Genomic DNA, 19484 nt, shown 5'->3' with positions numbered 1-19484 from the left:
CCGATACGATGCCCGGTCATGGGCTATCCCGGCTATCCGCCTCCTCCCGGTTACCCGCCGTATCCGGGATACCCGGGTTATCCCCCGCCCGCCCCGCCACAACGGTCGACCACCGACATGACGACCTCGATCATCGTCATGGTGGTCACGATCCTGATGGGCGCAGCGGCAGTGTTCTTCGGGATCTTCTCGCTGGCCTTCCTCGACTACTGCCCGCCGGCGACGTGCAGCGCAGAAGGCGCCGCCACGGCCGTCTTCACAGCGCTCGGCGTGGCCGCCGTGGTCGGTCTGGTCGGCATGATCGTCACCATCATCGCGCTCGCCCGCCGCAAGCGCGCCTGGCCGTTCGCGGTGGGAACGCTTGGCCTGTGCATTGTCGTGCTGTTCTTCGGCGCGGTGGGTTACTCAGCAGCAGTGGGCGCCTGAGGTGCGCACCCACGGCTGGTCGGGGTCAGCGCCCGCAACCGACGACGAGGCCGTCGCGCGGATCCTGGCGGCCGCGAACAAAGCCATCGACACCCACGGCGCCGATCTGAGCATCGCCGACGTCGCCCGCACCCTGGGCGTCACCCGCCAAACGGTGTACCGCTACTTCCCCAGCACCGACGCGCTGCTCCAGGCCGCGGCCATGCAGGCCACCACCGGATTCCTCGACCGGATCGCGGCGCGCGTGGCCGGTATGACCGATCCGGCCGAGGCGGTGACCGAGGCGATTGCGACGGCGGTGGAGGCACTGCCCCAGGACAAGCACATGGGTCTGCTGCTGGGTCCCGAACGCGCGGGTGCCTTCAGCGCGGAGATCACCTCCGACGTGGCACTGGCATTCGGTGTGTCGATGCTGGGCCGCTTCGATGTCGATTGGGCCGCAGCGGGATTCGGCGACGATGACCTCACCGAGCTGGCCGAGCATCTGCTCAGGACCATCCAGTCGTTCACCCTCGATCCGGGGCGGCCGCCACGGCAAGGCGTGCAGTTGCGGCGCTACCTGCGCCGCTGGGTCGGCGGCGCACTGACGCGTGACGCGCCTACGGCTGCGGCAGTGGGACGGAACTCGGCGTCGTCGCATTGACGGTGGCCGGGTGCGACGGCGCATCGTGCGCGGGCCACATCAAGACGGCGAAGACGACGGCCGCGGTGGCCACCAGGGGGTAGGACATCCGGACCGTGGTGTCGACGAAGCCGATCCAGTTCGACACGCGGTGAACGACGTTGGATCGCTTGGTGGGTGGCTCTTCCCACAGGCTGAGCATTGTCGGGCAGGTCCACGAGTCATAGGCCAGGGAAGTCATCGCCACTCCTACCGTCATCGAGACCGGGTAGGTCTCCATTTCACTTTGGTAACAGTGGTCTACAGATGTCACATTTAGGACACGGCCCGATAAAGGTTTGCGATCCGGGCGTTTCCTTACCGTTGCCTTAACCGACGTGGTGTTATCGGCGCCGCTCTCAGTCCTCGAGATTCTTGCCGCTGTGCATCTTCACCGCGGCGTTGACGTTGGCCTTCTTATTCTCGCCCTCGCCCTTCTCCGCGGCCTTGGCACGCTTGGCCACCACCCGGCCCACCGCGCCGTCGAACTTCGAGCCCAGCGGGAAGCCGAGGTAGTGGGTCAAGAAGATCGCCATCTCCTTGAGCTCGTCGGCGGTGAGTTCGTTGTTGTGCAGGGCGGCGTTGGACTGGATCTCGGCGAGATCGTCGATGCCCAGGGCGGCGACGGCGGTCAGCGTCATGATCCGCTTGTCGCGCATCGACAGACCCGGGCGCGTCCAGATGCTGCCGAAGAGATGCTCGACGGTCAGGTCGAAGTACGGGTTGCCCTCGATATTGGGCATCTCCCAGCCGTAGACCTCGTTCATCTTCTCGAGGCCCTTGCGGCGCAGTTCGTCCATCGTCACTCCTTCGTGTGGGGGACGCCCAGCCCGGCGGCCAGGTCTCGTAGCGCGATCTCGGCCAGCGGCAGTTCCACGCCGGTGGCTTCGCCCAGGCCCAGAGCCAACTTCAGATCCTTCTCGGCCAGCCCGCGGGTGTGGATGAACATGTTGTAGATGAAGTGATCGGACTCCAGCGGTGCGGTGTCGTCGCGGACCATGATGGCGCCGGGACCGCCGCTCTGGGCGTCGCTGTGCCGGACCACCCGGCCGAGCTTCTGCAGGTCGATTCCGGCCGCCTCGGCCAGCCTGGAGGCCTCGCAGGCGGCGGCAAAACCAATGAAGGTCAACATGTTCCGGGCCAGCTTCATCCGGGTGCCGGCGCCCGGCTCACCGGCGCGGACCACCAATGAGGCCCACTGTTTGAACACCGGCTTGACCCGTTCGTACGCGTCGTCGTCCGCGCCGACCATGACGGCCAGCTCACCCTTGTCAGCAGCACCGGCGCCGCCGCTGACCGGTGCGTCGACGATGTGAATACCCTTGGGCCGCAACTGCTCAGCCAATTCAGCGGCCGTGTTCGGCTCGATGGTCGAGTGGATGGCAATGACGGTTCCGGGCTTGGCGTGCTCCGCGAGCTGGGCGACCACATCGCGCACCTGCTCGTCGTTGAGCACGGTCACCTCGATGACGTCGGCGTTCGCGACATCAGCGACGCTGCCGGCCAGCGTGGCCCCGAGTTCGGCGAACGGCGCCATCACGTCGGGCCGGACGTCGAAGACGATCAGCCCGCCGGGCCACGCTGTGAGCCGTTTGGCCATCGGCGCGCCCTGGTTTCCCAGCCCGATGTAGCCGACCTTCACGTCGCCGGCCGTCATGAGCGGAAAATCTGTCCGCCGTCGACGTTGAAGATCTGGCCCGTGATCCACTTGGCCTGATCCGACAGCAGGAACAGGCACATGCCCACCAGGTCGTCGACTTCACCCATGCGGGACAACGGAATTCCCTTGACGATGTCGGCGACCATCTCCTGCGGCGTGGTGGTGCGGTTGGCCTCGGTGTTGATCGGGCCGGGCGCGATCGCGTTGATCCGGATGTTCTGGCCGCCGAGCTCGGTGGCGAGCTGTTGGGTGAGGCTGTTGACCCCGGCCTTGGCCAGCCCGTAGAAGTTCGAGTACAGCCATGCCGCGGTCGAGGACTGGTTGATGATCGCGCCGCCGCCGCGCTTGGCCATCTTGCGGTAGACCGCGCGGGTGCACACCAGCGCGCCGTCGAGGTTTACGCTCATGAACTTCTTGTAGTAGTCCCAGTCGACGGTGATGAGGAAGTCCAGCTTCATCCCACCGAAGATCGCGGCGTTGTTGACCAGGTAATCGATCCCGCCGAACTCGGCGAGCGTCTGATCCGCCATCGCCTTGGCCGAAACCGGGTCGCTGACGTCGACGGGCAGCGCGAGCGCGGTGCCGCCCTCGCCCTTGATGCCGTCGGCGACCTTCTGCGCGCCCTCGATGTTGATGTCGGCGACCACGACGGCCGCTCCCTCGCGGGCGAGCGCCTCGGCGTAGGCCTGCCCGATGCCGCCGCCGGCACCGGTGACGATGGCCACCTTCTCGTCAAACTGTCCCATGTGCGTTCCTCTCTCGGGTCGAGTGGCCAGTTAGCGCACGCATTCCACTGATTCGCGTGTCACAAGTGGCCACTCGGCATGACCTACACGGCTGTGGCAATGACTTTCAGTTCGAGGTACTCCTCGAAGCCGGCCAGGCCCATCTCGCGGCCGACGCCGGACTGCTTGTAACCGCCGAACGGCACGTCCGCGGAGTACCAGACACCGCCGTTGACATTGACGGTGCCGACCCGCAGCCGGTTGGCGACCGCCTGGGCGCGCTCGGGATCGGCACTGAACACGCTGCCGGACAGACCGAACGGCGAGTCGTTGGCGATCCGGACCGCGTCGTCGTCGCCGTCATGGGCGATCACCGTCAGCACCGGCCCGAAGATCTCCTCGCGCGCCACCCGGGCGTTGTTGTCCAGCCCGGCGATCACCGTCGGTGCGATAAAGAAGCCCGTGTCCCGGCCGGCCGGCCGGCCCCCGCCACAGGCGAACCGGCCGCCCTCCTCGATCGCCAGATCGAGGTAGGACTGCACCCGGTCACGCTGTCGCTCGGAAATGACTGGGCCGCAGATGGTTCCAGGGTTGTTCGGGTCGCCGGGGGCCAGGCCGGCCATCGTCGCGGCAGCTGCCTCGACCGCTTCGTCGTAGCGGGCCCGCGGGACGACCAGACGTGTGGTGATCGCGCAGCCCTGTCCGGCATGCATGGAGGCGGTGAATGCCGACATCGAGCAGGCCCCGGCCAGATCGGCGTCGTCGAGCACCAGGAACGCCGACTTACCGCCGAGTTCCAGGAACACCTTCTTGATGGTGGCGGCGCCGGCGGCCATCACCGCGCGCCCGGTGTTGGTGGATCCGGTGAACGACACCATGTCCACCCGCGGGTCGCTGGACAGCAGCGCGCCCACCGAGTGGTCGTCGGAGGTGACGATGTTGACCACGCCCGGCGGGATGTCGGTGTGCTCGGCGATCAGCTCACCGAGAACTGCTGCGCACCAAGGGGTATCGGGCGCGGGCTTGAGAACGATGGTGTTGCCTGCCGCCAGCGCGGGGCCCAGCTTGGCCAGGTTGATCTGATGCGGGAAGTTCCACGGGGTGATCGCGCCGACGACACCGACGGCCTCCCGCGCGATGGTGCGCTGGGTCTTGATACCCATCGGGGCGGCGACACCGAGATCCTGGCGCCACTCGTAGGCCTCGGCGGTATCGGCGCTGAACGACAGGTCGTCGACCGGGCCCTCGAGCTGGGCCGCCGACGTCAGCATCCGCGGGGCGCCCACTTCGGCGATCGTGAGGTCGCGCAGCTGCTCGATGTTGGCCTTCATCGCATCGCGCAACTGCCGGATACCGCGCACCCGCAGCTCGGTGTTGGTCGACCAGTCGGTGGTGTCGAAGGCGCGGCGCGCGGCCTCGATGGCCCGGTCCATGTCCGCGGCATCGCCGTCGGCGGCCGTGCCCAGCACCTCTTCGGTCGCCGGGTTGATCGTCGGATACCGGCCGTTTCCGCCCGCTTCGAACTTCCCGTCGATGAAGAGATCGCTGCTGTTGTCGGCTGCTATCGCCATCCGCGACTCCCGCCTTTTCGTTGGACACATGTCCGAGAATTAGTCAGTCGAACCTTAGTCGTAGACCCGGGCGCGGTGCAAGGTCCTTCCCGGCTACGCCGATACATAGCCACTGAACAGGTACTTTGACCGCTGCGCTTGCTTATCCGACGCCTGCACCGATATCTTGGACATGTGTCCAGCGATACCGTGGTAGCCGTCACACGTGACGGTTCCGACGTTCCGCGCAACCGCCGCCAGGAAGAGACCTTCCGCAAAGTGCTGCGCGCCGGCGTCGAAATGCTGCGGGAAACGTCCTACTCCGACCTGACCGTGCGTGCGGTCGCGGCGCGGGCCAAGGTCGCACCGGCGACGGCCTACACCTACTTCTCGTCGAAAAACCATCTGATCGCCGAGGTGTACCTCGACCTGGTCAAGCAGGCGCCGTTCTTCACCGATGTCAACGACACCAGACTTCGCCGGGTGGAGCAGGCGCTGCGCAGCCTGGCACTGGTGATCGCCGACGAACCCGAGGTGGCGGTCGCCTGCACCACCGCCGTGCTGTCCAACGACGCCGGGGTGCGCCCGGTGCGTGACCGTATCGGCGCCGAGATCCACAAACGCATCAAGTCCGCGCTCGGCCCCGATTCCGATCCGCGGATCGTCTCGGCGCTGGAGATGACGTACTACGGCGCGCTCGTGCACGCCGGCAGCGGCACCCTGACCTATCACCAAGTTGCCGACCGGATGTCCTACGTGGTCGGCTTGATTCTGGGAGACGAAAACTGATGCCCGCTGCGACCGGAGAACGGCCCGTCGAGCTGGTCCTCGACCCGTATGACTACGACTTCCACGAGGACCCGTATCCGTACTACAAGCGGCTGCGCGACGAGGCGCCGCTGTACCGCAACGAGGAACGCAACTTCTGGGCGCTGACACGGCATGCCGACGTGCACAAGGCTTTTCGTGAGACCGTCGCGTTGTCGAACAAGCTCGGGGTGTCACTCGACCCGATCTCCCGCACGCCTGAAGCGCACCGCACCATGTCGTTTCTGGCCATGGACGACCCCGCCCACCTGCGCCTGCGCACCCTGGTGTCCAAAGGGTTCACGCCGCGGCGTATCCGCGAGCTCGAGCCCCGCGTGCTGCAACTGACCACCGAGCACCTCGACGCCGCCCTGGAGAGCGAAAGCTTCGACTTCATCACCGAATTCGCCGGCAAGCTGCCGATGGACGTGATCTCGGAGCTCGTCGGGGTGCCCAAGGAGGACCGTCAGCACCTGCGTGCGCTGGCCGACGGCGTGATGCACCGCGACGACGGGGTGGCCGACGTCCCCCCCGCCGCCATCGAGGCCTCGATCAACCTGTTCGTCTACTACGCCGACATGGTGGCCCAGCGCCGTAAGAAGCCGCACGACGATCTGACGACAGCCCTGATCGAAGCCGAGATCGACGGCGACCGACTGACCGACGACGAGATCATGGCGTTCCTGTTCCTGATGGTCGTCGCCGGCAACGAGACCACCACCAAACTGCTTGGCAATGCCGCTTTCTGGGGCTGGAAGAACCCCGATCAGCTGGCTACCGTCCACGCCGACCACTCGCGGGTTCCGCTGTGGGTGGAGGAGACACTGCGCTACGACACCTCCAGCCAGATCCTGGCCCGCACGGTCGTCAAGGACATCGAGTACTACGGCACCACCCTGCATGACGGTGACGTGCTGTTGCTGGTACCGGGTGCCGCCCATCGTGACGAGCGGGTATTCGACGAACCCGACGCCTTCCACATCGGCCGCGACATCGGTTCCAAGCTGCTCAGTTTCGGTTCCGGCGCGCACTTCTGCCTCGGCGCGCACCTGGCCCGGATGGAGGCCCGGATGGCGTTGGAGGAGTTCTTCAAACGCATCCGCTCCTACGAGATCGACGAAGCCAATGCGGTCCGTGTCCACTCCAGCAACGTCCGCGGTTTCGCGAACGTGCCGATCACCGTGAAGAAGGCCTGATGCCCCGTTTCGAACCGAACCCAGCCCGCCGGCCGGCTCTCGTCGCCGGCGCATCGTCCGGCATCGGCGCGGCGACCGCACTCGAGTTGGCCTCGCGCGGCTTCCCGGTCGCCCTCGGCGCCCGCCGTGTCGAGAAGTGCCAGGAGCTCGTCGACCAGATCCGCTCGAACGGCGGTGAGGCCGTGGCACTTCCGCTCGACGTCACCGACGCCGACTCCGTCAAGGGATTCGTGCACGGAGCCACCGAGGCACTCGGTGAGATCGAGGTGCTCGTGGCCGGCGCCGGTGACACCTACTTCGGCCGGCTCTACGAGATCAGCCCCGACGATTTCGATTCCCAGCTGCAGATCCACCTCGTCGGTGCCTTCCGCCTGGCGAATGCGGTGCTACCCGGAATGATCGACCGGCAGCGCGGTGACGTCATCTTCGTCGGTTCCGACGTGTCGCTGCGGCAGCGCCCGCATATGGGCGCCTACGGCGCGGCCAAGGCCGGTCTGGTGGCGATGGTGACCAACCTGCAGATGGAGCTGGAGGGCACCGGCGTCCGTGCGTCGATCGTCCACCCCGGCCCGACCAAGACCTCGATGGGCTGGAGCCTCCCGGGCGAGCTGATCGGCCCGGCGCTGGAGGACTGGGCCAAGTGGGGCCAAGCCCGCCACGATTACTTCCTGCGCGCAGCCGATCTGGCCCGCGCGATCTCCTTCGTCGCCGAGACCCCGCGCGGCGGGTTCATCGTGTCGATCGAAGTGCAGCCGGAGGCGCCGTTGTCCGACGCGCCCAAAGAACGTCAACAACTGAAGTATCGGGAGGAATCGTGACCAGCTCTCTGAAAGAAGTAAGGCGGGTTTCGGGCGGCGAGGAGGAACACGGCCACCTCGAGGAGTTCCGCACCGACCCGATCGGCCTGATGAAGCGGATCCGCGAGGAGTGCGGAGACGTGGGCTGGTTCCAGCTGGCCGGCAAGAAGGTCATCCTGCTGACCGGTGCCGAGGCCAACGAGTTCTTCTTCCGGTCCTCCGACGAGGATCTCGACCAGGCCGAGGCCTACCCCTTCATGACGCCGATCTTCGGTGAGGGTGTCGTGTTCGACGCCAGCCCCGAGCGTCGCGCGGAGATGCTGCACAACACCGCACTGCGCGGCGACCACATGAAGGGCCACGCTGTCACGATCGAGCGCGAAGTGCGCAAGATGATCGAAAACTGGGGCGACTCCGGCGAAATCGACCTGCTCGAGTTCTTCGCAGAGCTGACCATCTACACCTCCACGGCCTGCCTCATCGGACCGAAGTTCCGCAACCAGCTGGACTCGCGTTTCGCCAACTACTACCACCTGCTCGAGCGGGGCACCGACCCGCTCTGCTACGTGGACCCGTACCTGGACATCGAGAGCTTCCGCATCCGCGACGAAGCCCGCGCGGGACTGGTCGAGCTGGTGCAGGGCGTCATGGACCAGCGGATCGCCAACCCGCCCAAGGACAAGAGCGACCGCGACCTGCTCGACGTCCTGGTGTCGATCAAGGACGGTGACGGCAACGCCCAGTTCACGGCGAACGAGATCACCGGCATGTTCATCTCGCTGATGTTCGCCGGGCACCACACCAGTTCGGGAACCTCGTCGTGGACGCTGATCGAGCTGCTGCGCCACCCCGAGGTGTACGCCCAGGTGCAACAGGAACTCGATGACCTGTACTCCGACGGTCAGGAGGTGAGTTTCCATGCGCTGCGCCAGATTCCGAAACTGGAGAACGTGCTCAAGGAGACGCTGCGGCTGCACCCCCCGCTGATCATCCTGATGCGGGTGGCCAAGGGCGAGTTCGAGGTCGAGGGCTATCCGATCCACCAGGGTGACCTGGTGGCGGCCTCCCCCGCCATCTCGAACCGAATCCCGGAGGACTTCCCCGACCCGGACGGCTTCGACCCCACCCGCTACGACAAACCGATGGAAGCCGACGTCCTGCACCGCTGGACCTGGATTCCGTTCGGCGCCGGCCGCCACCGCTGCGTCGGTGCGGCATTCGCGCAGATGCAGATCAAGGCGATCTTCTCGGTCCTGTTGCGCGAGTACGAGTTCGAGATGGCGCAGGAACCGGACAGCTACCAGAACGACCACTCCAAGATGGTCGTCCAGCTGGCCCGCCCGGCCCGCGTCCGCTACCGCAAGCGCACCTCCTAGGAGTCAGACGATGGGCAGCTACCGCGTGGAACTCGATGAGGACCTGTGCCAGGGGCACGCCATGTGCGAGCTGGAGGCACCCGACTACTTCCGGGTGCCCAAGCGCGGACCGGTCGAGATCCTCGACAACGAACCCCCCGACGAGGCACGCGCGCAGATCGAGCTTGCCGTCGAAATGTGTCCCACCCGAGCACTATCCATTCGAGAAAAGGACTGACAATGCCGTCGTTGCCCCGTGAGGTGCTGGAAGATTTCGTCGAGCGCTGGCTGGAGGCCAACCGGGTCGCCGAGGAGAAGGGCGACTGGACCGGGCTGGCGGACTTCTACACCGCCGACGCCACCTACGGCTGGAATATCGGCCCGAAGGAAGACGTGATGTGCGTCGGCATCGACGAGATCCGCGACATCGCACTGGGTCTGGAGATGTTCGGCCTGGACGGCTGGAGCTACCCGTACCAGAAGGTGATCATCGACGACAAGATCGGCGAGGTCGTCGGCTTCTGGAAGCAGGTCGCCACCGATGCCGACGGCAACTCCTCGGAGATCTACGGCATCGGCGGAAGCTGGTTCCGGCTCGTCGACCAGGACGGGGTTGCCAAGATCGAATGGCAGCGCGACTTCTTCGACTTCGGCCACGTGCAGAAGCTGTATTTGAAGCTGATGCAGGACGGCAAGCTGTCCAAGGGAATGTCTGAGCGAATCGAGCGCAGCCTGGCCGGCGAGAAGCTACCGGGCTACTACCCGATCGGCGAAGCTCCCGTCCCGATCTGGTAATTTTCTCGACACCTGTCAAGTATCCCGCCCCGCGGTACACCGCGGGCGTGACACAGGTCATAATGGACCGCAGAACAGGAACACGTTCTAACTTGTCCTTGATTGACCATCCGGCCACGCCGGCATCCTCGGAACTCACCGGGGATGGGTTTGCGAGTGGAGGTTCGCAGTGAAGACAAAAGGTGCACTCATCCGTGAGTTCAACCAGCCATGGGCGATCGAGGAAATCGAGATCGGGGACCCGGCTAAAGGCGAGGTCAAGATCCAGATGGAAGCCTCGGGCATGTGCCACTCCGACCACCACCTGGTGACCGGCGGCATCCCGATGTTCGGCTTCCCGGTGCTGGGCGGCCATGAGGGCGCCGGCGTCGTCGTCGAGGTCGGCGAGGGTGTCGAGGACGTCGCCGTGGGCGACCACGTGGTGCTGTCCTTCATCCCGTCCTGCGGTAAATGCCCGTCGTGTCAGGCCGGGCTGCGCAACCTCTGCGATCTGGGTGCGGGTCTGCTGGCCGGCACGGCCATCTCCGACGGCACCCACCGCATCCACACCGCCGACGGCTTGCCGGTCTTCCCGATGACGCTGCTGGGCACTTTCTCGCCCTACATGGTGGTGCACGAATCCTCGGTGGTGAAGATCGATCCGTCGATCCCCTTCGAGGTGGCCTGCCTGGTGGGCTGCGGTGTCACCACGGGCTACGGCTCGGCCACCCACACCGCGCAGATCAAGCCGGGCGAAGACGTCGCGGTCGTCGGCGTCGGCGGCGTCGGCATGTCGGCGCTGCAGGGCGCGGTCATCAGCGGTGCCCGCCACATCTTCGTCATCGACCCGGTGGAATGGAAGCGCGATCAGGCGCTGAAGTTCGGCGCCACCCACGTCTACCCCGACATCGAGTCGGCCATGGGCGGGATCGCCGAGGTCACCCAGGGCTTCATGGCCAAGAAGGTGATCGTCACCGTCGGCGAGGTGCACGGTGCCGACGTCGACAACTACATGAACATCACCGCCAAGTCCGGCACCTGCGTGATGACGGCCATCGGCAGCATGCTCGACACCAACGTCACTCTGAACCTGGCGATGCTGACCCTGATGCAGAAGAACCTGCAGGGCACAATCTTCGGGGGCGGCAACCCGCACTACGACATCCCGCAGATCCTGTCGATGTACAAGGCGGGCCGGATCAACCTCGATGACATGGTCACTCGCCAGTACCGCCTCGAGCAGATCAACGAGGGCTACCAGGACATGTTGGAGGGCCGCAACATCCGCGGCGTCATCCGCTACACCGACGAAGATCGCTGATCTGAGTCGTCATGTCGCAGAAGACAACTGACATCCCCCCGGCCCTGGCGGCATCTCAGGCCTCGTGGCGTGCGGTCATGTCGCACGACCGCGAGGGCTGGCTGGGCCTGATGGCCGACGACGTCGTGATCGAGGACCCGATCGGCCAGGCCATCACCAACCCCGACGGCCTGGGCGTTCGCGGCAAGGAGGCCGTCGCGGCGTTCTACGACACCAATATCGCGATCAACAACCTGCGGGTCACCTGCGAGGAAACCTTCCCGTCGAGTTCACCGCTGGAGGTGGCGCACATCCTGGTGCTGCGCAGCCAGTTCGAAGGCGGGCTGACCAGCACCGTACGCGGGGTGTTCACCTACCGCGTCAACGACGAAGGTCTGATCGTCAATATGCGCGGCTACTGGAACATGGACGGAATGCAGTTCGGTCAGGCGGTTCAGTGAGGCTGACCGGAGTTGGCGCGCCAGCGCCGGCGGAGGTCAGGGGAAGCTGGGACCGCCTCATTCACCCAGGCCCCCACTGACGGTGAGTGACGGGCCGCTAGCCGGCCTCGGCGTCGTCGTCGCCGGTGGGTCACGCGGGATCGGCGCCGCCGTCTCGGCCAAGCTCGCCGAGTACGGCGCCGGTGTCGTGGTCAACGGCCGCGACGCCGACGCCGTCGCCGCCACGGTGGTAGCCATCACCGAAGCCGGCGGCCGGGCCGTCGCCCATGCCGGATCGGCTGCCGACGGCTGCGTTGCAGAGCAGCTGATCGCGTTGTGCGAGAACGAGTTCGGTGCAATCGATGCTCTGGTCAACTGCGCGGGGACGGCGGAACCGCCTGGTTCGTCGATCCTCGACGTGACACCCGAGCAGTTCCGCGACCTCATCGACGTCCACCTGGGCACCGTGTTCGCCACATGCCGGGCCGCCGCCCCGAAGATGGCGGCACGTGGTCGCGGATCCATCGTCAACACCAGTTCGTTCGCTTTCCTCGGCGACTACGGCGGCACCGGCTACCCGGCGGGCAAGGGCGCGGTGAACGCGCTGACCATGGCGCTCGCCGCGGAGTTGGCCGAGCACGGGGTGCGCGCCAACGTGGTGTGCCCGGGGGCCAAGACCCGGCTGTCCACCGGAACCGAGTACGAGGAGCAGATCGCCACCCTCCGCAGACGCGGCATGCTCGACGAGGTCAGTGCACAGGGGGCGCTGGACGCCGCACCGCCGGAGTATGTGGCACCGACCTACGCCTATCTGTGCAGCCATCTGGCCGCCGCGGTGACCGGCCAGATCTTCATCGCCGCAGGCGGTTTCGTCGGCCGCTTCGACCGCCCCGCACCGAGCCTGCTGGGCTACCGCGACCATCACGACTCGCCGCCATGGTCGCTCGACGAGATCGCCGCGATGCTCACCTGACCTATCGGGTCAGGTCGTAGACCTCCACCCGCCCCACCCGCATCGGGGTGAAGTTACGCTGAACCCATTGCTGGATCAAGGCATTGGTGTCGAGATGACCCCACTTGTCCTCATGGATCGCATTGGTGACGATGAAGTAGTGGATCCGTTTGGACAGCGCCAAGCGGAGGAACTGATCCGGCGCCGGGGCCGGATCAGTGCCGTTGAATCCACCGATCGGCATCACCGGGTGTCCGGTCGCCAGCTGATAGCCTGCGGCACAGGTGGATCCGATGGTTGCCGCCACCCAGGTGTAGGCGTCGGCGTGGGCGTCGAGTAGTCCGACGAGCTGAGGATCGGGTTCACCAGAGTCCAGCAGCGAGCAACCCACCAGATGGGCGGCGTGCCCCGGAACCCCGGCGGGCAACAGAAAGCCGGGCCCCTCGGCGGCGGTGATCTGAGCGCGCGGGACGACCGCGACCCCCTTGGTCATAGCGGTCGCGAAGTGCGGTGCCGGCCCCGCGATCGGCAGAGCTCCCGAATTACCATGGGACACAGTGGTGAGGCTGTACGCGGCCGGCCCACCGAGCAGGACCATCGCGGCCAGCACAGGCATCACGTACCCCATCAGGCGCCGACTGCTCCAGGGCGCACCGGCTACCAGCCAGCAGCCGAGCACCACCCCACCGGCGACGACCACCCACCGCAGCCACGGCTGGAAGGTGACAGAGCCGGTGAGCGTCAGGTTTGCGGTGAGCACGCTCAGTGCCACAGCCACCGCCAATGTCACTCTGGCCCAGATGTTGTGGCGGTGCTGCCAGCACACCGACGTTCCGATGCCGACGATCGCCGCGATCGACGGGGCCAGCGCGACGGTGTAGTAGGGATGGAAGATTCCGGCCATGAAACTGAACACCGTCGCGGTGGTCACCAGCCACAGCGTCCAAACCACGACCTCGGCGCGGGCAAGGTCGTGCCGCGGCGCGCGGGCCCGCCAGATCAGCATCGCCACGGCGAGAACCAGCGCGGTGGGCAGCAACCAGCCGATACCGCCGATCTGGGCGGGCTCGAAGAGCCGGCCCACACCCGGTTGCCCCCACGGATGGGCCGCGGTGCGCCCGCCGGGGTGTATCGACGAGCTCACGCCGAGGGCCCCGACACTGCCGGGCTCGTCGCCGTTGAGACGGCCGAAGCCGTTGTAGCCCAACGTCAGCTCGAGGATCGAGTTGTGCTGCGTGCCGCCGATCCACGGCCGGTCACCAACCGGCCACAGCTCCACCAGCAGCACCCACCACCCCGCCGCCATGACGGCTGCCCCCAGCGCGGCAAGCAGGTGTGACCCCCGGATCGCCAGGGACCGCGGCCCGGCCCACAGGTAGCCGATGGCTAACGCCGGCAACACCAACGCGACTTCGAGTTGTTTGGTGAGGTAGCCCAGACCCACGCATCCGCCGCACAGCAGCAGCCAGCGCAGCCGGCCGTCTTCGATCGCCCGCAGCATCGCCCAGACGGCGGCGAGCATCAGCACGACGAGCAAGGCGTCGGGGTTGTTGTAGCGGAAGATCGAGACGGCCACCGGCGTCAGCGCCAGCACCAGACCGGCGGTCAGCGCTGCCGTCTCGCCGAAGCGGCGCCGGACCGTATCCCACAGCAGCGCCACCGATGCGACACCCATCAGAGCCTGCGGCAACAGGATGCTCCACGAGTTGAGCCCGAACACGCGGACCGCCAGCGAGGGCAGCCACAGCGACAGTGGCGGCTTGTCGACGGTGATCGAGTTCGCGGCGTCCGACGACCCGAACAGGAAGGCCTTCCAGGACACCGAACCTGCTTGCGCTGCAGCCGAATAGAACGCGTTTGCCCACCCGGAGCGGTCCAGCCCCCACCCGTAGAGCACCGCGGTGCCCGCCAGCAACACCACCAGCGCCCACCGCTGCCACGGAACGCGAGCCGGCTCGGCGGCTTCGGCGGTGTCGGCCAGGAGCGCCGGTTCGGCGGTGACGGTCATCGGGGTCGGCCGAACACCTGACGTAGCGCCAGGAACCGCGCGACGGTCGCAATCAGGTTGGCGACCACGAGCACCGACAGCTCGACGACTTTGTCCACGGTCGGGTCGAAGCGGTGCAGCAGGTACAGCGATCCGCTGGTGATCGCCAGCCCGAATCCGAACACCAGCAGCCCGTGCAGGTGGTGCCGGGCGGCACCGGCCCGGCCCCGGATACCGAAGGTGAAGGCCCGGTTGGCGGCGGTGTTGACCAGGGCTGTCAACAGCAGCGCCGTGAGGTTGGCGGCTTGGGCCTTGAGCTCTTCGTGCAGCGAAAGATACAGCAGCGCATAGGCGATGGTGCTGGCGATGCCGATCAGCCCGAACCGCAGGAGCTGGCCGACCATGCCTCGGGGCACCCCGGGCACCAGAGGTTCGCGGCCCAGCGCGTGCTGCAGTTCGCGCAACGGCAGCGCACCGGTGGCCAGGGCACGCCCGACCCGCCAGCAGCCGCGAAGGTCTGCGATAGCCGTGCCCACGATGTCCACCCGGGAGTCCGCGTCGTCCACCCAGTCGACGGGCACCTCGTGGATTCGCAGCCCGGCGCGCTCGGCGATCACCAGCAGTTCGGTGTCGAAGAACCAGCCGGTGTCGACCACCAGCGGCAGCAGCTGGCGCGCGACGTCGGCGCGCATGGCCTTGAAACCGCATTGGGCATCGGAGAACCGGGCGCCCAATGCCCCACGGAGCAGCAAGTTGTATCCGCGGGAGATGAACTCGCGTTTGGTGCCGCGCACCACCCGAGCCGAGGCCGCCAGCCGCGAGCCGATCGCGATGTCGGAGTGGCCGGAGACCAGCGGGGCCACCAACGGCATCAGTGCCGAGAGATCCGTCGACAGGTCGACGTCCATGTACGCCACCACATCGGCAGGCGACGATAGCCACGCTGTCGCCAGCGCACCACCGCGGCCCTTGGCATCCAGGTGCAGCACGGCGACATCGGCAAGCTCGGCGGCCAATCCGTTTGCCACCGCCAGGGTGGTGTCGGTGCTTGCGTTGTCCGCAATGACAATTCGCGCCCGGTAGGGCACATGTGCGCTCAGGTAGTCGTGCAGCCGGTGCACGCAGGCCGGCAGATCGTGTTCCTCGTTGTAGACGGGAACGACGATGTCGAGCACGTAGTGGACAGCGTCACCGCCTGCGGAGCGGGTTTGAGCAGTCGTCAACTCGCCCGGCAGGGTGTCGGCCATATCGACGATGCTGTCGCCCCTAGCTGCCACCAGACTGGGCCGCGTCTGACAGCTTGCTGTGAGCCAGCCGTGCGCTCCCCGGCAGACACCTCGGAGCCCTCTCCTATGCTGGGCGGCATGGCGTCAGTCTTCACCATGATCATCAACCGCGAGCTGCCCGGACGTTTCGTCTACGAGGACGACGACGTCGTCGCCTTCCTGACGATCGAACCGATGACCCACGGGCACACCCTGGTGGTGCCGCGCGCCGAGGTCGACCAGTGGCAGGACCTCGAGCCAGCCGTCCTCAACTCGGTGATGGCGGTTTCGCAGAAGATCGGCAAGGCTGTGTGCGCGGCCTTCGGGGCGCAGCGGGCCGGGCTGATCATCGCCGGCCTCGAGGTTCCGCACCTGCACGTGCACGTGTTTCCCGCCCACGACCTGGCCGACTTCGGGTTCGCCCACGTCGACCGCAACCCGTCGCCGGAATCGTTGGATGATGCGCAGGCCAGGATCAAAGCGGCGCTTGCCGAACTGGGCTGACGCGGGCGTCTCAGCCAATCGCGACGGGCACGTCGGCGATGCGCGGCAGGCTCACCCGGAAACAACACCCCTGGCCGGGGGCGGTGCTCACGGTGACCCGCCCGCCATGGGCGTACACCAGCGAGTCGACGATCGACAGACCCAGCCCGGTGCCACCACTGGCCCGGGCCCGCGACGAGTCGGTGCGGTAGAACCGCTCGAACACCCGCTGAGCGTCCTCGTGTGTCATGCCGGGTCCCTCGTCGGCGACCTCGATCACTGCGTCGTCGTCGGCGGTGCCGACCCGCACGGTGATCCGCGCCGACTCCGGAGTGTGCTGCAGGGCATTGGCCATCAGGTTGCCCAGCACCTGGCGCAGCCGGGCCTCGTCGCCGAGCACCTCGGGTATGCCGGGGCCGTCGAAGACCTCCATCGTGATGGTGCGCTTCGGTGCGATCGACTGCGCGTCGTGCACAGCGTCGCTGGCCAGCGCCAGCAGATCGACGCGGCGGCGCTCCAGGGGACGCTGGGCGTCCAGGCGTGCCAGCAGCAGCAGGTCGTCGACGAGCAGACCCATCCGGCGGGATTCGCTTTCGATCCGCGACATCAGCATCTCGACGTCCTTGGCCGCACCCTGGCGATACAGCTCGGCGAATCCGCGAATGGTGGTCAGCGGTGTGCGTAGTTCGTGGCTGGCGTCGGTGATGAACCGTCGCATCCGCTCCTCGGACATGCGGGCATGGTCGGCGGAGGCCACCGAGGACGCCATCGCGCTCTGGATCTGAGCTAGCATGCCGTTGAGCGCCAACGACAGCCGTCCGACTTCGGTTCGCGGATCCCGTTCGGGCACACGGCGATCCAGCTCTCCGGCGGCGATCGCGGCGGCGGTGCGCTCGACTTCCACCAGCGGGCGCAGACTGCGGTGCACCACCCAATAGCCCACCACGCCGAGGACCACCAGCACCGCCGTACCGATGGCGACCTGCGACCAGGCCAGCGAGCGCACGGTGGATTGGACGTCGGACAGGTCGATCGCGACGGTGGTCAGCTCGCCGCTGGGTCCGCGAACCGACACCGCCCGCCACTGCACCGGCGACCCTTCCAGCGAGCCGATGGTCACCGGGACGGCCCCGACGTTGTTGTCGTCGGGCAGTGCGGGTTCGGCGTCACGGTCGTTGACGGCCATCCACACGTTGCCGTCGGTGTCGACGCCGCGGACGTAGAAGTTCGACGGCGGGCGGGCCGGGTTTGGTCCTTCGTCGGGGGGCGGCATGTTGCGGCGCGGGGCCTGCGCCCAGCCGCGGGAGGCGTCGATCAGCGTCTGGTCGGCGCGGTCGATGAGGTCGTGGCGCAACGTGGAGGTGACCGCGACGCCGGAGGCCAACAATCCGAGGCCGACCAACAGCAGCATCGCCGCGACCAGGCTGACCCTCAGGGGAAGTGCTCGGCGATAGGCGGACGACATCGTTGTATTGTCGGCGCGCGGTAGCGCGCTGCGCCGGATTATCGCGGCTCCCGCAGCACATATCCCACGCCGCGAAGCGTGTGCAGCAGCCGCTTGTCGCCGGTGTCGATCTTGCGGCGCAGATACGACACGTAGGACTCGACGACGTTGACGTCGCCACCGAAGTCGTAGCGCCAGACGTGGTCGAGGATCTTCGGCTTACTCAGCACGGTGCCGGCGTTGATGACGAAGTAGCGCAGCAGGGTGAACTCGGTCGGCGACAGCGAGACAGGCTCGCCGGCCTTCCACACCTCGTGGGTGTCTTCGTCGAGTTCGATGTCGGCGAACACCAGCCGCGAGTTGCGTGGCTCCTCCACGCCCTTGCCCGCCCGGCGCAGGATGACCCGCAACCGGGCGACGACCTCTTCGAGGCTGAACGGCTTGGTGACGTAGTCGTCGCCGCCGAGGGTGAGCCCGGCGATCTTGTCCTGCAGGCTGTCGCGGGCGGTCAGGAACAGCGCGGGTGCGTCGATACCGTCGGCCCGCAGCCGCCGCAGCACGCCGAAGCCGTCCATGCCCGGCATCATCACATCGAGGATCACCGCGTCGGGGCGGACCTCCCGCGCGCGGTCCAGGGCGGCGGGCCCGTTGGAGGCGGTGTGTACCTCGAAGCCCTGAAACTTCAGGCTCACCGAGAGCAGTTCGACGATGTTCGTCTCGTCGTCGACTACGAGGACTCGTGCCTCGGGCTTGGTTTCAGGTACTGAGGGAGCGGCCATGCTGTCAATCTCCTCCTACAGTGGTGCAGTCATGCTGCCAGGCGACTGTGAGCTTCCTGTGAGTCGCATTGCTGATACTTCCGCGATACCGCCGGTAACGCCATCCGAGCGCCCATACACTTGCCGGATGGACCTGGCGAAAACGCTGGTGGGGCTGGCCACCACCCCGGTTCGGGTCGGCCTGGCCGCCGCGGAGGCCGGGCTCGACGTCGCACGGGCGGGCCTCGACCTGACCAGACGCACCCTGGGTGAGGCCGGCGTACCGGCCTCACCGAACTCGGTGGCCCAGATGTTCGGGCTCGAGGACGCGGTGGCCCGCGCCAACAAGATCGCGCAGCTGCTCGACGACGACGCTCCCCTGGGCCGCGCTCTGGCACCCGACGGTCCACTGGACCGGCTGATGCGTCCCGGCGGCCTGATCGACCGGATCACCGCCGAGGACGGCGTCCTGGACCGGCTGACTGCCGAAGGCGGCGGCCTCGAGCGGGCGCTGGCACCCGGCGGACTGGTGGATCAGCTTCTCGACGAGGACGGACTGTTCGAGCGGGTGCTGGGCGAGGAAGGTCTGGCCGACCGGCTGCTGGCCGAGGACGGGCTCATCGACAAGCTGACCGCCCGCAACGGGCCGTTGGAGCAGCTGGCTGACGTCGCTGACACCCTCAACCGGTTGACCCCCGGGCTGGAGGCGCTGACCCCCACCATCGAGACGCTGCGCGAGGCGGTGACCACGCTGAGCCTGGTGGTCAACCCGCTGAGCAACATCGCCGACCGGATCCCGATCCCGGGTCGCCGGCGTTATGCCGCGCCCCGGACGATTTCGTCAGAACGCGTCCGCAGCGACAGCTTGGTCCACGACGACGACGAGTCGTGAACCGATAGTCTG

Annotated in this window: 22 protein-coding genes; 13 read left to right on the top strand and 9 right to left on the bottom strand. The window is 67.0% G+C overall.

Features of this window, described 5'->3' with window-relative positions; translation table 11 throughout:
• The first annotated feature begins 18 nt into the window (after nt 1-18).
• Both HBE64_RS02560 and HBE64_RS02555 read left to right on the top strand, forming a co-directional pair.
• Entirely contained in the window at nt 19-426 is a 408-nt protein-coding gene (locus HBE64_RS02560; protein ID WP_208300551.1) for a hypothetical protein, read from the top strand.
• Nucleotide 427: 1 nt separating this feature from the next.
• Nucleotides 428-1069, top strand: a complete 642-nt coding sequence (locus HBE64_RS02555) for a TetR/AcrR family transcriptional regulator (protein ID WP_167097493.1) — start codon at nt 428-430, stop codon at nt 1067-1069.
• Here the strand turns inward: HBE64_RS02555 and HBE64_RS02550 are convergent.
• From HBE64_RS02550 to HBE64_RS02530, 5 genes are all read right to left on the bottom strand, one after another.
• Nucleotides 1026-1328: a hypothetical protein gene (locus HBE64_RS02550; protein ID WP_167097491.1), complete on the bottom strand. Its 303-nt coding sequence runs from the start codon at nt 1326-1328 to the stop codon at nt 1026-1028. The two genes, HBE64_RS02555 and HBE64_RS02550, sit on opposite strands and share 44 nt — an antisense overlap.
• A 118-nt stretch (nt 1329-1446) precedes the next feature.
• On the bottom strand, nt 1447-1887 hold the full coding sequence (locus HBE64_RS02545; protein ID WP_167097489.1) for a carboxymuconolactone decarboxylase family protein: 441 nt from the start codon (nt 1885-1887) through the stop codon (nt 1447-1449).
• Between the two features lie 2 nt (nt 1888-1889).
• Complete coding sequence (locus tag HBE64_RS02540; protein WP_167097487.1) at nt 1890-2744, bottom strand: NAD(P)-dependent oxidoreductase; 855 nt, start codon at nt 2742-2744, stop codon at nt 1890-1892.
• A complete protein-coding gene (locus HBE64_RS02535) occupies nt 2741-3493 on the bottom strand; it encodes an SDR family oxidoreductase (protein WP_167097485.1) in 753 nt (250 codons plus the stop codon). The genes HBE64_RS02540 and HBE64_RS02535 overlap by 4 nt, the downstream gene beginning before the upstream one ends.
• A gap of 83 nt (nt 3494-3576) precedes the next feature.
• Nucleotides 3577-5043 (bottom strand): aldehyde dehydrogenase, encoded by a 1467-nt coding sequence (locus HBE64_RS02530; protein ID WP_167097483.1) that lies wholly within the window; start codon nt 5041-5043, stop codon nt 3577-3579.
• Nucleotides 5044-5217: 174 nt separating this feature from the next.
• Here HBE64_RS02530 and HBE64_RS02525 point away from each other — a divergent pair, with 174 nt between their 5' ends.
• From HBE64_RS02525 to HBE64_RS02485, 9 genes are all read left to right on the top strand, one after another.
• The gene (locus HBE64_RS02525; protein WP_167097480.1) at nt 5218-5811 is read left to right on the top strand and encodes a TetR/AcrR family transcriptional regulator; all 594 of its coding nucleotides are present in this window, start codon (nt 5218-5220) and stop codon (nt 5809-5811) included.
• On the top strand, nt 5811-7025 hold the full coding sequence (locus HBE64_RS02520; protein WP_167097478.1) for a cytochrome P450: 1215 nt from the start codon (nt 5811-5813) through the stop codon (nt 7023-7025). Before HBE64_RS02525 ends, HBE64_RS02520 begins: the two co-directional genes overlap by 1 nt.
• Nucleotides 7025-7843 carry an SDR family oxidoreductase gene (locus HBE64_RS02515; RefSeq protein WP_167097476.1) on the top strand — a complete coding sequence of 273 codons (819 nt, stop codon included), beginning with the start codon at nt 7025-7027 and terminating at the stop codon, nt 7841-7843. Before HBE64_RS02520 ends, HBE64_RS02515 begins: the two co-directional genes overlap by 1 nt.
• Nucleotides 7844-7851: 8 nt before the next feature.
• Nucleotides 7852-9198 carry a cytochrome P450 gene (locus HBE64_RS02510; RefSeq protein ID WP_208300636.1) on the top strand — a complete coding sequence of 449 codons (1347 nt, stop codon included), beginning with the start codon at nt 7852-7854 and terminating at the stop codon, nt 9196-9198.
• Nucleotides 9199-9208: 10 nt separating this feature from the next.
• Complete coding sequence (locus HBE64_RS02505) at nt 9209-9415, top strand: ferredoxin (RefSeq protein WP_167097472.1); 207 nt, start codon at nt 9209-9211, stop codon at nt 9413-9415.
• A 2-nt stretch (nt 9416-9417) separates the two neighbouring features.
• Nucleotides 9418-9972, top strand: coding sequence for a nuclear transport factor 2 family protein (locus HBE64_RS02500; RefSeq protein ID WP_167097470.1), 555 nt, complete (start codon nt 9418-9420; stop codon nt 9970-9972).
• Between the two features lie 169 nt (nt 9973-10141).
• Nucleotides 10142-11272, top strand: coding sequence for an NDMA-dependent alcohol dehydrogenase (locus tag HBE64_RS02495; protein ID WP_167097468.1), 1131 nt, complete (start codon nt 10142-10144; stop codon nt 11270-11272).
• Between the two features lie 11 nt (nt 11273-11283).
• A complete protein-coding gene (locus tag HBE64_RS02490; RefSeq protein ID WP_167097466.1) occupies nt 11284-11712 on the top strand; it encodes a nuclear transport factor 2 family protein in 429 nt (142 codons plus the stop codon).
• A gap of 82 nt (nt 11713-11794) precedes the next feature.
• Complete coding sequence (locus HBE64_RS02485; protein ID WP_167097464.1) at nt 11795-12664, top strand: SDR family NAD(P)-dependent oxidoreductase; 870 nt, start codon at nt 11795-11797, stop codon at nt 12662-12664.
• 1 nt (nt 12665) lies between these two features.
• Here HBE64_RS02485 and HBE64_RS02480 read toward each other — a convergent pair whose 3' ends face one another.
• A complete protein-coding gene (locus HBE64_RS02480) occupies nt 12666-14651 on the bottom strand; it encodes a glycosyltransferase family 39 protein (RefSeq protein WP_167097462.1) in 1986 nt (661 codons plus the stop codon).
• The gene (locus HBE64_RS02475) at nt 14648-15877 is read right to left on the bottom strand and encodes a glycosyltransferase (RefSeq protein WP_167097460.1); all 1230 of its coding nucleotides are present in this window, start codon (nt 15875-15877) and stop codon (nt 14648-14650) included. The genes HBE64_RS02480 and HBE64_RS02475 overlap by 4 nt, the downstream gene beginning before the upstream one ends.
• A 117-nt stretch (nt 15878-15994) precedes the next feature.
• Here HBE64_RS02475 and HBE64_RS02470 point away from each other — a divergent pair, with 117 nt between their 5' ends.
• Nucleotides 15995-16399 carry an HIT family protein gene (locus HBE64_RS02470; protein WP_167097458.1) on the top strand — a complete coding sequence of 135 codons (405 nt, stop codon included), beginning with the start codon at nt 15995-15997 and terminating at the stop codon, nt 16397-16399.
• A 10-nt stretch (nt 16400-16409) separates the two neighbouring features.
• Here the strand turns inward: HBE64_RS02470 and HBE64_RS02465 are convergent, their stop codons facing one another.
• On the bottom strand, nt 16410-17843 hold the full coding sequence (locus tag HBE64_RS02465; protein ID WP_167097456.1) for a cell wall metabolism sensor histidine kinase WalK: 1434 nt from the start codon (nt 17841-17843) through the stop codon (nt 16410-16412).
• A 38-nt stretch (nt 17844-17881) separates the two neighbouring features.
• Nucleotides 17882-18601, bottom strand: a complete 720-nt coding sequence (locus HBE64_RS02460; protein WP_167097454.1) for a response regulator transcription factor — start codon at nt 18599-18601, stop codon at nt 17882-17884.
• 127 nt (nt 18602-18728) lie between these two features.
• Here HBE64_RS02460 and HBE64_RS02455 point away from each other — a divergent pair, with 127 nt between their 5' ends.
• The gene (locus HBE64_RS02455) at nt 18729-19472 is read left to right on the top strand and encodes a hypothetical protein (RefSeq protein WP_167097452.1); all 744 of its coding nucleotides are present in this window, start codon (nt 18729-18731) and stop codon (nt 19470-19472) included.
• Nucleotides 19473-19484: the final 12 nt, after the last annotated feature.

Source organism: Mycobacterium sp. DL592 (genome assembly GCF_011694515.1).
Classification (GTDB): domain Bacteria; phylum Actinomycetota; class Actinomycetes; order Mycobacteriales; family Mycobacteriaceae; genus Mycobacterium.
This window is presented reverse-complemented; position numbering and strand designations above follow the sequence as displayed.